The sequence below is a fragment of the Cellvibrio sp. 25HG11W-0 genome (assembly GCF_057815475.1).
In genome coordinates this window covers 95,932-109,022 of sequence record NZ_CM174230.1, presented here as the reverse complement: position 1 = coordinate 109,022, position 13,091 = coordinate 95,932, and the positions used below count along the sequence as shown (strand labels likewise).

The 13,091-nt window shown below is 51.0% G+C and carries 15 protein-coding genes; 3 read left to right on the top strand and 12 right to left on the bottom strand.

Annotated elements, in window-relative coordinates; translation table 11 throughout:
* Position 1: 1 nt before the first annotated feature.
* The 3 genes from glyS (at position 2) to AC0KUT_RS00465 (ending at position 3,517) form a co-directional block, all read left to right on the top strand.
* Positions 2-2,077, top strand: coding sequence for a glycine--tRNA ligase subunit beta (gene glyS / locus AC0KUT_RS00475; RefSeq protein ID WP_488832631.1), 2,076 nt, complete (start codon positions 2-4; stop codon positions 2,075-2,077).
* 139 nt (positions 2,078-2,216) lie between these two features.
* Positions 2,217-2,795, top strand: coding sequence for a D-glycero-beta-D-manno-heptose 1,7-bisphosphate 7-phosphatase (gene gmhB, locus AC0KUT_RS00470; RefSeq protein ID WP_488832629.1), 579 nt, complete (start codon positions 2,217-2,219; stop codon positions 2,793-2,795).
* A 2-nt stretch (positions 2,796-2,797) separates the two neighbouring features.
* The gene (locus AC0KUT_RS00465) at positions 2,798-3,517 is read left to right on the top strand and encodes a lysophospholipid acyltransferase family protein (RefSeq protein WP_488832627.1); all 720 of its coding nucleotides are present in this window, start codon (positions 2,798-2,800) and stop codon (positions 3,515-3,517) included.
* A gap of 75 nt (positions 3,518-3,592) precedes the next feature.
* On the opposite strand, the gene AC0KUT_RS00460 is transcribed toward AC0KUT_RS00465, so the two are convergent.
* The 12 genes from AC0KUT_RS00460 to AC0KUT_RS00405 form a co-directional block, all read right to left on the bottom strand.
* Positions 3,593-4,003 carry a group II truncated hemoglobin gene (locus AC0KUT_RS00460; RefSeq protein WP_488832625.1) on the bottom strand — a complete coding sequence of 137 codons (411 nt, stop codon included), beginning with the start codon at positions 4,001-4,003 and terminating at the stop codon, positions 3,593-3,595.
* A gap of 14 nt (positions 4,004-4,017) precedes the next feature.
* Positions 4,018-4,422, bottom strand: coding sequence for a VOC family protein (locus tag AC0KUT_RS00455; protein WP_488832623.1), 405 nt, complete (start codon positions 4,420-4,422; stop codon positions 4,018-4,020).
* Positions 4,423-4,453: 31 nt separating this feature from the next.
* A complete protein-coding gene (locus tag AC0KUT_RS00450; RefSeq protein WP_488832621.1) occupies positions 4,454-4,753 on the bottom strand; it encodes a hypothetical protein in 300 nt (99 codons plus the stop codon).
* 56 nt (positions 4,754-4,809) lie between these two features.
* Complete coding sequence (locus AC0KUT_RS00445) at positions 4,810-5,082, bottom strand: type II toxin-antitoxin system RelE/ParE family toxin (protein WP_488832620.1); 273 nt, start codon at positions 5,080-5,082, stop codon at positions 4,810-4,812.
* A complete protein-coding gene (locus AC0KUT_RS00440) occupies positions 5,075-5,332 on the bottom strand; it encodes a type II toxin-antitoxin system Phd/YefM family antitoxin (protein ID WP_488832619.1) in 258 nt (85 codons plus the stop codon). The genes AC0KUT_RS00445 and AC0KUT_RS00440 overlap by 8 nt, the downstream gene beginning before the upstream one ends.
* 110 nt (positions 5,333-5,442) lie before the next feature.
* Entirely contained in the window at positions 5,443-6,645 is a 1,203-nt protein-coding gene (locus tag AC0KUT_RS00435) for a Fic family protein (protein WP_488832618.1), read from the bottom strand.
* A 148-nt stretch (positions 6,646-6,793) separates the two neighbouring features.
* Entirely contained in the window at positions 6,794-7,123 is a 330-nt protein-coding gene (locus AC0KUT_RS00430; RefSeq protein WP_488832616.1) for a Na+/H+ antiporter subunit G, read from the bottom strand.
* Between the two features lie 24 nt (positions 7,124-7,147).
* A complete protein-coding gene (locus AC0KUT_RS00425; protein ID WP_488832614.1) occupies positions 7,148-7,417 on the bottom strand; it encodes a K+/H+ antiporter subunit F in 270 nt (89 codons plus the stop codon).
* Positions 7,399-7,944: a Na+/H+ antiporter subunit E gene (locus tag AC0KUT_RS00420; protein WP_488832613.1), complete on the bottom strand. Its 546-nt coding sequence runs from the start codon at positions 7,942-7,944 to the stop codon at positions 7,399-7,401. The genes AC0KUT_RS00425 and AC0KUT_RS00420 overlap by 19 nt, the downstream gene beginning before the upstream one ends.
* Positions 7,945-7,946: 2 nt before the next feature.
* Positions 7,947-9,458, bottom strand: a complete 1,512-nt coding sequence (locus AC0KUT_RS00415) for a monovalent cation/H+ antiporter subunit D (protein WP_488832611.1) — start codon at positions 9,456-9,458, stop codon at positions 7,947-7,949.
* Positions 9,455-9,829 carry a Na+/H+ antiporter subunit C gene (locus tag AC0KUT_RS00410; RefSeq protein WP_488832609.1) on the bottom strand — a complete coding sequence of 125 codons (375 nt, stop codon included), beginning with the start codon at positions 9,827-9,829 and terminating at the stop codon, positions 9,455-9,457. Before AC0KUT_RS00410 ends, AC0KUT_RS00415 begins: the two co-directional genes overlap by 4 nt.
* Positions 9,829-12,666, bottom strand: a complete 2,838-nt coding sequence (locus tag AC0KUT_RS00405; protein WP_488832606.1) for a monovalent cation/H+ antiporter subunit A — start codon at positions 12,664-12,666, stop codon at positions 9,829-9,831. Before AC0KUT_RS00405 ends, AC0KUT_RS00410 begins: the two co-directional genes overlap by 1 nt.
* Positions 12,667-13,091: the final 425 nt, after the last annotated feature.

Genomic DNA, 13,091 nt, shown 5'->3' with positions numbered 1-13,091 from the left:
CATGACCGATTTTTTAGTTGAACTTGGCACCGAAGAACTGCCGCCCAAAGCATTAAAAACCTTAATAGCCGCATTCGCCGAAAATATTACCGCGAGTTTACAAGCCGCTGACCTGTCATTCGATGCAGTGCAAGCCTTTGCCGCGCCGCGCCGTTTAGCGGTGCTGGTTGCCAATCTCGCCAGCGAAACCCCGTCGAAAGAATTAGTGGTGTGGGGCCCGCCCGCCGCAATTGCTTTTGATAAAGACGGACAGCCCACCAAAGCGGCACTCGCCTTTGCTGAAAAAAATGGCATTGCCGCCGCTGACTTAAAAACCGAAAACGATGGCAAAGCCGACAAGCTTGTCGCGCGCATTAGCACTACCGGTAAAAAAGCGGTCGAGCTACTCGAAGCTATTATCAATGATGCTCTCGCAAAATTGCCCATCGCCAAACGCATGAAGTGGGGCGCTAAGCGCGAAGAATTTGTACGCCCCGTGCACTGGCTGGTCATGCTCTATGGCACTGAAGTAGTAAACGCGTCTATTCTCGGTTTGCACGCAGGCCGCAGCACCCGCGGCCACAGGTTCCACTTCAACAACACCATTGAACTGGCGCAGGCGAGCGACTATCTCCAGAGTTTAAAAACCACCGGCTTTGTATTGGCCGACATGGCGGAACGCAAAGCATTAATTCAACAACAAGTAGAAGCCGAAGCGAAAAAAGTGGGCGGCACCGCAGTGATCGACCCCGACCTGCTCGATGAAGTAAACGGCTTGGTAGAGTGGCCGAATGCACTTACCGGTAAATTTGAAGAGCGTTTCCTTACGGTACCTTCAGAGGCGCTCATCGCGTCTATGAAAGAACATCAAAAATATTTCCATGTGGTCGATGCCAACGGCAAGTTAATGCCTAATTTCATCACCGTCGCGAATATCGCCAGCAAAGACCCTTCACAAATTATCGATGGCAACGAGCGCGTTATTCGCCCGCGCTTATCAGACGCTGCATTCTTTTACGAGACAGATAAAAAAACCACACTCGCTGAATTGCGCGAGCGTTTAAAAACCATCGTATTCCAAGCGCAACTGGGAACAGTGTTTGAAAAAACCGAGCGTGTTTCTGCCTTGGCGAAAAACATAGCCGCGCAATTGAACGCCGATCAAAACTCCGCCCAGCGCGCAGGTGAACTGTGCAAGTCAGATCTCGTCTCTAACATGGTGGGCGAGTTCGACAATATGCAAGGCATTGCCGGTTACTACTACGCGCTTAACGACGGCGAAAATGCCGAAGTAGCGGCGGCCATGAACGAGCAGTATCTGCCGCGTTTTGCTGGCGATGAATTACCCGCAACCAGTACCGGCGCCATTATTGCCCTCGCGGATCGCCTCGATACTATCACCGGCATTTTCGGTATAGGCCAAGCACCCACCGGTTCAAAAGATCCCTTTGCACTGCGTCGCGCGAGCATTGCTGTGTTGCGCATCTTGGTGGAAAAAAATCTGGCGCTGGATTTACGCGAGCTGTTAACTCTCGCTAAAAATCAGCACAAGAATCTCACTGTAGGTGCTGAATTAGTGGAGCAAGTATTAAGCTATATGCTCGACCGTTTCCGCGCCTTCTATGAAGACGCTAATATTCCCGCCGAAGTATTCCAAGCGGTAACCGCAAAACAATTATCTCAACCGCTGGATATTAATCAGCGCGTATTGGCCGTAAGCGAATTTAGCAAACTGCCGCAAGCGCAAGCGCTGGCCGCCGCCAACAAACGTGTATCAAATATATTGAGCAAACAAGATGCTCCCGTCGCGACAGCCGTGAATGCTGCACTGCTGCAAGAAGACGCGGAAAAAAATCTCGCGCAAGCAGTCGATGCTAAAGCCGATTTAGTCGCACCTTTGTTTGCTGCACGCGAATACGCCAAGGCACTCGCGCTGCTGGCGGATTTACAACAACCGGTAGATGCGTTTTTTGATAGCGTTATGGTGATGTGTGAAGACCCCGCGCTGCAGCAAAATCGTTTGGCGCTGTTAAACAAGTTGCGCGGTTTGTTTTTAGAAGTAGCCGATATATCCTATTTGGTTCCGGCAAAAAGCTAAACCCAACCCCACCCCAACCCTCCCCTTAAAAAAGGGAGGGAGCTTAATTTCACTTCGCCCTTAAAAACGGAGTGAGATCGGCTCCTCCCCCTTGCAAAGGGGGAGGCTGGGAGGGGGTAAATCTTCCCTTGAGAACAACATGAAATTAATTATTCTCGACCGCGACGGCGTGATTAATCACGAGCGCGACGACTACGTAAAATCCGCCGCTGAGTGCGTGCCTATCGACGGCAGCATAGAGGCTATAGCACGGCTCAACAAAGCGGGCTTTACCGTTGTCATTGCCACCAATCAAGCAGGCTTGGCCAAAGGCAAGTTTGAACTTGAAGACCTGGAAGCGATTCACGAAAAAATTACCGCTCTAGTCGAAGATCAAGAAGGCGAGTTGGGTGCTATTTTTTATTGCCCACATCATCCCGACGACCACTGCAAATGCCGCAAACCCATGCCGGGAATGCTCGATGCCATAGAAGCAGAATTTAACACTTCGGTAGAAGGCTGCTATTTTGTGGGTGACAGCCTGCGCGACTTACAAGCCGCGCAACAAAAAGCCTGTAAGCCTGTGCTCGTAGAAACGGGTAACGGCGGTAAGACTCTCGCTCAATTAAATGATGCGAGCTTGCAAACTGCCAGCCCGCTCATGTCCCTCGACCAAGTACAGGTATTTGCCAACCTCGCCGCCGTCGCAGATTTTGTTATTGCAAATCAACAGGAATAATCGTGCTCTACTTTCGCAGTTTACTTTTTAGTATTGGCTACAACCTTACCAGCGCCTTAGCCGGTTTAATTGCCGTCATTATCTGGCCAATTTTTCCCTACGCCTGGCGCTGGCGCATAGTCACCTGCTGGAATCGTTTTGTGATGTTCTGGCTGCGTATTTGTTGCGGCGTGCGCTTTGAAATCTCCGGCCACAAACACGCCGAGCAATTTCCCTGTGTGATTATGGCGAAGCACCAAAGCACCTGGGAAACCATGTTTCTGCAATATTATTTTGGGCCAGTGAGCACCATCCTCAAAAAGGAATTATTTCGTATTCCTTTTTTCGGTTGGGGTTTGGCCAGCTTGCGCCCTATCGCTATAGATCGCAGCAGCCCAATGCAGGCACTAAAAGAAATTAAAAAAATGGGCCTGCATCGTTTGCAACAAGGCAACAACCTGATGATTTTCCCGGAGGGCACGCGAACGCCCATCGGCGAAGTAGGCAACTACGCCCGCAGCGGCGCCGACATCGCCATCAGCGCCAATGTTCCTGTCATCGCCGTTGCCCACAATGCTGGCGAATGCTGGCCACACCGAAAATTTATTAAATACCCCGGCACTATTCATGTAGTGATCAGCGAACCTATAGCCACCGAAGGTAAAGATCGCAAAGCCTTAACGGAAGAAGTTAAAAACTGGATTGAAGGGGAAATCGCCAAGATGCCAGCGGCGCGGCAGTAATTTAGCTATCTAATTAGTATTAAAAAGCCGCGCAGAAATTTCTTGAGCGGCTTTTTTATTGAGTCTAGTAATGCGCTAAGGCTTTTTACTCACCGCAAAAATCCGCTCAGCAGGTATGCGCAATTGCGCGAGCAGATAGATGGCGAAATCTTGTGGGTAATGTTGTAGTGCAATAGCTTTTTCCATACAGAGCAACCACGCATCGCGCTCCGCTTCGCCAATAGTGAGGTGAGCGTGATCGCGCGGTATATTAATGCTGCCGTATTTTTCCGTATAAAGTTTCGGCCCGCCCATCCAGCCACACAAAAACAATGTCAGCTTATCGCGCGACTCAGACAACTCTGCTTTGTGCATCGCTCTTATAATTTTCGCTTCGGGCAGCTCATCCATAAACTGATAAAAATTATCCACCAACTGGCGAACACCCGCCTCGCCGCCAGCGGTTTTAAACGAGTTGTCAGAAAATCCGTAGAGAGGTGTAGTCATTTTTTATGCTCAATTTAATCGCCGCAGTTTATTTTCCAAGGCACACCAAAGCGATCGACGACTATGGCGTAATTTTTTGACCAGAAAGTTTTTTGTGGGGCGAGGATAATTGTTCCATCTAGGCATAGTGCATTAAAAATGCTATTCACTTCCGCCGCTGAGTTAACCCCTAAAAGCACATAAAACCCACTGGGTTTTTGATAGTCTTCAGGCCTTAGGTCTGCCCCCGCTAACTCCACCCCGGCAATATTAATATTGGCATGGAGAATTTTGTCTTGCCAATCATGGGCTGCGCTCGCTGCCGCAGGCGAATCCTTATAGGACAACATTGTTCCAATAATTCCACCTAAATGCTGAGCATAATATTCAAACGCCGCGCGGCACTGACCGTTAAAATTTATATGAAATGAAAGCCCCATCTGCCCACCTAGTGATATCCCGAACAATAAATTATTTTTTCTTAGTATAACCACTAAAAAAATAGCCGATAACTGTACCAATGAGCGCAGGCACACAAACTATGCCAATCAGCAGTAATCGATCCTTTCTTAAATCAACACCAAATTGCGTAATAGAAATATAAACCGCGAGACACATGACCAGCGCGATAACCGTGATAACCACCCAAGTGGCCATATTAGCTGAAAGCTCAAGACCACAGCTTTTACATTTACACTGAATAGAATTCACGCCATTACACCAACCCCAAAGAGAAATGGGCGTTTCATTACAGCTAGGACATTTATTCATGAGGAATCCTTTTAAAGCCTAATGATTTTATACCTTCAAAAACTTGCAAAAATTAACTAATACACCTGATCATGATTGCCCAGATCCACCAAAATAATATCTTTATCGGTGATGATGAATTCCAACACAATCCGATAGCCCATATTGATAGATACTGATGAAAGACCACTTAAACGGCCCTGTAAACTGTGAAGTCTAAGTGATGGGTGATAGGGATTTAACTCGAGCAGCTCTAGCGTTTTTTGGTACTGACCGCGCAGCTCAGGGTGCTTTTTGATAAATTTTGTCGCTTTTTTGAGATAGGTTTCGGGGTAGATCAGCCTATACATCAGCGCCGACCCTGTGCATGTGCTCGGCGACAGATTCAGTGACAAAGCGTCCAGCGGCTACATCAGCTTTGGCTTCCTGCAGGGCCATAGCCAACTCGTATTCGCGCAGCCTGTTGTACTTTTCCAAATCCATAATCACGTAACGGTCCTGCCCGCGAACGGAGATAACTACTTCATCATCCACCTTGAGGTGTGCCTCTACGGCGGATATACCTTTAATCTTTAAATCGTTTGCAGCTAATACGCCCATTGAAACCACCTCTCTTAAGAATACTTTTAACAGTACTTTAAATAGTATCATTTGGCGTATTTTTGAGCAAATAGGATATTGCAGTCACATTTGAAAATCACCTTGGTTTTTTACACCGTCAAATTTGGAAAATACCAAGGCTCAGCCTGCTCTGGAATTTCCCAGCGCAGGGGCGATTTGCTACTGGTTTCACTTAATAAACCTTCTGCCTTTAATTGGCTTAATAAGCGGCGTGCGCTGCGTTCGGGCATGGCGCATAACTCTAAGGCTTGAGTGCGGTCAATTTCGCCCTGCTGAAAGGCCGAGTATAAAAGTAAACTGGCTATGGGTTTTAAGCTGGCGTTAATTCCAGCAACGCGATCATCGTTGCGCGCGGCTACATAGCTTTCTATGCGCTGCCGCATTTTCGTAATTTCTAACAGGTCGCTGATATAGGTTACTTGGTCGATGGCGCTGTCCAACATGTATTCGCAAAATTGCATTAAGCCTTTTTCAGTGAGCTGGCCACGGCCATCATAATCCCCCTGACGTGGTGCATCCGCATTGGCTAACAAGCTTTTGTATTGACTCGCTGAACGCGCCAAACCACGGCTTAAGCAGCATGCGCCGTAGCTTTCCAAACCTACGGCTTTTAAGGCGGCATCCGTTAATAAACGCCCAACCCTACCATTGCCATCGATAAAAGGGTGAATCCATGCGAAGCGATGATGTGCAGCCATAAGCGCAATTATTTTGCGGTCGCCACTGAATTTTTTGGGGTGATAGGTTGAGCAGAAGCTAGCCATTAGCGCTGCTAGGTCTTCTGCCTCAGGCGGAATATGTTGCCCAACAATAACCGCGCGTGAACGCCATTGTCCGGGGATAACCTTATCCACTGCATTGCCCTGCTCATCTTTAATCACCCAGAGGCTTTCGGGTACGCGCTGATAAAATTCGCGGTGTAAACGACTAATAAAAGCGGGAGTAAATAGGGTATCCAAATCCGGCTGCAGCTCACTCAACCACTCCTGCACCTGCATATGCGCCAAAGACTCTTGTTGTAAATCGCGTTGCGCCGAGTCGCCACTGTAGCTGCCGCGTTGAGCTGCACGAATTTCATGCGGGCGTGTAGCATTGCCTTCAATTAAGTTTGAGTAGTAGGAATTGACCGCCGCCATATGCTGCTCGATACGAGCCAGCGTTAAGGGCGCAAGCTGCCCCGTTAATTTAGCGGATTGACTAATCAGAGCTATGGCCTTATCGGGCAGGGTCGACTTCACCAACGCTGCATCGCTAGGGATGAAAGTGGCAATATTCATGATTGAAGTAGCCATATCGATACTCGAAATGAGAACATTTTGGCCGCATTGTTGGCCGCTTTAATTATTAAACATCCTACTGATAATAAAGTAAATTTATAAAAATATAGAACTTTAAATAAATCATTATGGCCGGATTAATGGCCGCTTTCTTGCAGCCAACCTACTCCTGCGGTTTACCCTTGGTTTTTGCCACCGCCTCCAACTTCAAATGCAGTGCCGCCTTAGCAACTATGTGCGCGCTTACAGGCGCGGTTAGAAACAGAAAGAGTGCGATTAATAGTTCGTGCAGGCTTAGGCCGTTGCCTTGGGTGGAGAAGAAAATAACCGAGCCAATGATGATGCCGCCTACACCCAGAGTGGTAGCTTTGGCGGGGCCGTGCAGGCGCATGTAGAAATCGGGCAGGCGCATGAGGCCAATTGAGCCGATTAGCGCGAAGGCGGCGCCGCCGAGTAGGCAAAAACTGATGAGATATTCCAACCATAACGACATGCTAATCCCCTACTCAACTTTTCATTATTCGATTATGTCGCCGCGCAGCAAGTATTTGCTGAGCGCGACTGTGCCGACAAAACCCATGACGGCGATTAAGAGTGCGGCTTCAAAGTAGAGCGCGCTGCCTTGGTAGATGCCAAAGAGCACCAGCAGGGCGATGGCGTTGATGTACATGGTGTCGAGCGCGAGTATGCGGTCGGGCAATGAGGGGCCTATAACGAGGCGCCATAGATTGAGGGCAATCGCCACGCCCAGTAATAACATGGCGAGGCTTATGGCGGTGGTGAGCATTCAAATACCTCCTTGAGTGGGGCTTCGTAGCGCTGTTTTATTTCGGCGATGGCGGCGTCTATATCGATGACATGTAGGCTGTGCACTAGCAGGTAGCGCCCCTCCATATTCAAATCCGCCGAGACGGTACCGGGAGTGAGTGAGATGGTACTGGCGAGCAGGGTGATGGTGAACTCCTGTTCGATATCAAGCGGCACCTGCATAAATGCCGGCTGCAGCTTTTGCATAGGGCCGAGAATACGCACCGCCAAAATCAGGTTGGCGATGACAATATCCCAGAGCACTACCAACATAAATTTGAGCAGTACCAGCGGCTTGCGTATACGTAGAGATTCTGGCCAAAAACCCTGGGTAAACCAAGGGATGGCCCAGGCGAGAATACTCCCGAGTAACAGTTGGCCCGCACTGATGCTGTTGGTTAACAGCAGCCAGAGCAGCAACATAAAAACACTTAGGGTCGGGTGCGGAAACCAGCGGCGGGTTTTGGGCGGCTGCGCAACCTGTGGATTCCCAGTATTTGGCTCCATCGTTAATTTCCCTCGGTTATGCGAAACAGCTGCATGGCCTGACTATAGGCTTGCGGTTCCAATAGCTGCTGCGCCAGAGCTTGGGTGTAGGCCAGCACTTGGGCGGCGCCAACACTGAGCAACAGGATACAAGCGAATAAACCCAGCACCGCGAGGAGTGCACCCTTATCGGCGGCAGGCGCTTGGGCGATTCGATTGTCCGTGCGCCAAAAAATAGTCGAGCCGCTGCGGCTTAAGGCCATGAGAGTGGCGAGGCTACCAGCCAATAAAATCACCCAAAATAGGGTTTTATCCCACTGTATGCCAGCCGCATTGAGCAACAATAACTTGCCGATAAAACCACTTAAAGGCGGCATGCCGATAACCGCTACGGCGGCAAAGAAAAACAGCGCGCCTAATAAGGCCGATTGGCGCAAGCGCGGGCCTTTGGTGATGCTATCGAGCAGTTCGCCGCGCTGGCGCAGAATTAAATCGGCCAGCAAAAATAGCGCACCGCACACCAGTGTTGAATGGATCAAATAATAGAAAGTCGCACTCAGTGATGCTTCCGTATTTAGCGCAACACCCGCCAATAAGGTACCGACCGAGACAATCACCAAATAGGCAATTTGAATACGCAGTTCCCGCGCCGCTAATGCACCCAACAAACCCAAAACCAAGGTGATGAGCGCCAAGGGCCAGAGCCAAGGCAGAATGAGATTGGTGACATTACCCGCATCATTACCGAAAATCTGCGTATATACGCGCACAATAGTGTAAACACCCACCTTGGTCATTATCGCAAACATGGCCGCGACAGGCGCGCTGGCGGCGGCATAGGCACGCGGCAGCCAAAAATAGAGCGGCGCTATAGCGGCTTTAAGGCCAAATACCACCAACAGTAATACACCGGCAGTGGCGACTAAGGGAGCATCGGCGGGATCTAGTTGGCGCACTTTGTCGGCCATATCCGCCATATTGAGTGAACCTGTAACCCCATAGAGCGCGGCGACTGCGATCAAAAACAATGCCGAACCGCAGAGGTTGAGCACCACATAATGCAGCCCTGCCCGCGCGCGTTCGGCGCCGCGCCCATGCAATAACAGGGCGTAAGAGGAGATGAGCAAAATCTCAAAAAACACAAACAGGTTGAACAGATCGCCCGTTAGAAAAGCACCGTTTACACCCAGCAGCAAAAACTGAATCATGGCGTGAAGCTTGTCGCCGGGGGCATCATTGCCGCGCACGGCATAGGCGATGCTAAAAAAAGCCAAGACAGCGGTGATCAACAACATTAGCGCGCTTAAGCGATCCAGCACCAGCACTATGCCAAACGGCGGCAACCAGTTGCCCAAAGCATAGAGCTGTATTTCACCCGCGTTGGCTTGGAGCAGCAGCCCAATACTGGTCGCCAATAACGCCGTAACAGACAGCAGGCTTAGGCTGCGAATCAAGGTGCGCCGCCCAGAAAGTAGAATCAGCAATACCGCGGTAAACAGCGGCAACAGAATGGGAACAATAATCCAATGGCTCACACTTCGTCCTCTTCTAACGGGCGCACCGGCTTAACCGGTTTCTCGCCAATGGCGGCGCTGCCGTCCACGTGGTCATTACCCAATTCGGCGCGCGCGCGCAGGGCGAGCACCAATAAAAAGGCGGTCATGGCAAAACCGATCACAATCGCGGTTAGCACCAAGGCTTGCGGCAGCGGGTCAGCATAGCTGTCACCCTGCCCAATCACCGCCGCCGTGCCCCTGCCTAAACGCCCCATCACGAAAATAAATAAATTGACCGCGTAAGACAGCAACGTGAGGCCGAGAATTACAGGAAAAGTACGCGCGCGCAGCAGCAGGTAAACCCCGCAGCTAACCAGTACGCCAATTACCAATGCCATTAATGCTTCCATTAGTTTGGCTCCTTAAGCGCAGGGTTCGTGGGAAGATCAGGGTGAATTGCGATAGCGCCATAGGTGGTTTGCGCCAAACGCCCCAACTGCGCCAACATCAACAGGGTTGCACCCACCACTGTGATGAACACGCCGGTATCAAAAATCATCGCCGAGGCGAGCTCAAAATCGCCTATTAAGGGCCAGTGAATATGGCCAAAGGTGGTGGTGAGGAAGGGGAAACCAAAAGCCCAGCTGGCAATACCCGTGAGCGCTGCAATCAATACACCCACCACACTCAGGCGACCGTAGTCGACCGGTAAGCGCTGTTGCACCCAAGCCGAGCCGCTGCACACATACTGCAAAATTAGCGCGATACTGGTGATCAAACCCGCAATAAACCCGCCGCCCGGTTGGTTGTGGCCACGCAAGAAAATGTACGCCGACACCATGAGCGCGAGCGGCAGCAAAATACGCGATAGCACCGTGAGAATGGGCGGATATGGATCCTGCGACCAGCGCCGCCCTTCGCCATCGGTACCCGGTAGCGGCAGTTGCAAACCATCGAGCATGAGGTAAACACCCAAGCCCGCAATCGCCAAGACGCTGATTTCGCCCAAGGTATCAAAGCCGCGGAAATCCACCAAAATCACATTGACCACATTGGTGCCACCACCACCGCTTAGGCTGTTGGCGAGGAAAAAATCGGAGAGGCTGGTGTCGTAAGCGCGCGTCAGAATCGCGAAGGTAAACAAGCCAATGCCCACGCCTGCACCTCCGGCGAGGGCGAGATCGCGCACGACTTTGCTTGCCGTAGATTCGAAGGGTGTTAGCTGGGGCAGGAAGTAGAGCGCTAACATCAACAATATAATGGTGACCACTTCCACCGAAATTTGAGTGAGTGCCAGGTCCGGCGCGGAAAAACGCACAAACGCGAGGGAGACCATGAGCCCCACCACACCCAGCACCAAGAGCGCAGCAAAGCGATTGTGGTGGATAAATACGGTCACCAGCGCGGCGACCATCATAACCACTGCCAGCAACAGGCTGACCCAGTCGATGGGGGTTAGCGCAACGCTCCCCATGAGCTGTCCCAGCGGCCAGAACTCCACCGCGCCCATCAACAATACGGTGCCAAGCAAGAGCGCGACTGAGCGCTGCAGCGAGCCAATCTCTAGCGCATCAGTCACCCGCTGGGCAAAACGTACCAAGCTTTGAATACGTTTTTCAAAGGCTTCTTTTTCATCCAAACGGTACTTGCGCTCATAGAAGGCAAACAAACCGCCGCGTTGGCTGTAAAGCAGCAAGCCGCCTAAGAGCGCCGCTAAACTCATCAAAAAGGGCAGATTCAACCCATGCCAAAGGGCAATATGATGCTCTGGAAGCGCATCACCCAAAACCGCAAGGCTGGCTGCGTCCAAAAACGGTGCCACCGTAAGGTTGGGCAAAATGCCCACCAAGAGGCACAGCATGCACAACAGTGCCATGGGCATAATCATGTAGCGCGGCGCTTCATGGGGCGGGTATATCGGCAAGTCGATGGGGTAGCCGTTAAAAAACACATCGTGAATAAAGCGATAGGAGTAGGCCACCGCAAAGATACCGGCGAGGGTCGCCAAGAGCGGTATAGTCCAATCAAAACCGCCCATCAAATCCACGCGCAGCGTCTCGGCAAAGAACATCTCCTTGCTTAAAAAGCCATTGAGCAGCGGCACCCCCGCCATGGCGGAGGCCGATACCATGGCCACGGTGGCGGTAATCGGCATGTACTTCCACATACCGTTAATTTGGCGCATATCGCGGCTGCCCGTTTCATGGTCGATAATGCCCGCCGCCATAAACAGCGAGGCCTTAAAAGTCGCGTGATTGACGATATGAAACAGCGCCGCCATGGTCGCGAGCGGGCTGCTGAACCCAAATAACATGGTGATCAACCCTAAATGGCTGATGGTGGAATAGGCTAACAGGCCTTTGAGATCGTGTTTAAAAAGCGCGGTATAGGCACCAAAAACCAAGGTCGCCAAACCCGTAAAGGTCACCAAATAGAACCACAAATCTGAACCTGAGAGCGCGGGGTAAAGTCGTGCCAGCAAAAACACCCCCGCCTTCACCATGGTCGCCGAGTGCAAATAGGCCGATACCGGCGTAGGTGCCGCCATGGCGTGGGGCAGCCAAAAATGGAAGGGAAACTGCGCCGACTTGGTAAAGGCGCCGATCAAAATCAGAATCAAGGCTACGGGATAAAGTGCATGTGCCTGAATCAACTCCGCCGAGTTAGTGATCACTTGCAGACTGTAAGAGCCAGTGATATGGCCAAGCACTAAGGCACCGGCCAACAATGCCAAGCCCCCTGCCCCAGTAATCGCCAAGGCCATACGCGCGCCTTTGCGGGCATCGGTGCGATGCGACCAATAGCCAATCAGCAAGAATGAACTCAAGCTGGTTAGCTCCCAAAAGACCACTAACAGCAACAGATTATCTGCCAGCACTATGCCGAGCATGGCCATCATAAACAGCTGCAAAAGCGCATAGAGGCGACCGAGGGAATCCTTATCAGCCAAATAATAGCGGGCGTAAATAATCACCAATAGGCCGATGCCGAGAATCAGCAACGCAAACATGAGCCCCAAGCCATCCAAACGCAGGCTGAGGTTTAACCCCAACTGCGGAATCCAGCCCCACTCCACAAAAAAGGTTTCGCCACTGAGCAATGCCGGCGTATAACTTAGCAACAGTGCTAAGGCGATGAGCGGGGCCAGTGCCGCCGAGGCCGCACACAGGTTGCGCCCAAACCGCTCGCATAATGGCGGTAGCAAGGCGCCCAAGAGCGGCAGTAACACAATAAACAATAACACCATGAACTAACCTCGTAAGACTTCGATAGATACGCAGCCACAATCAGCAGAGTCAAACACTGAGCATACGCATAAAACCCGGACGAAAATTAGAGGGATGCAGGTGGGTCGGTGAAAAAAGGATCGCGCTGCCGTCGGGATAAGGCAGTCTGCGGCAAAAAGTCTTTGAGGTTCAAAGCTAAGCCGGCTGATGTGGTGAAGATAGGGAGGATAAACATGCCCCCGTTATACCCACTTTGCGCGCGCTATGCCAGCAACCAAAGGATTTTTTCACCGCCTATCAGCCGCCCAGTATTCAACAATATGCCCCAATGAGAGCAGGTAATAGAATTTTAACTTAGCTTCTCTCACTTCTTCCCACTTGACATACGTAAGTCTTCGTATATATTTCTACGTAACCTTTCGTAGGTTATCTCACACTGAATTTA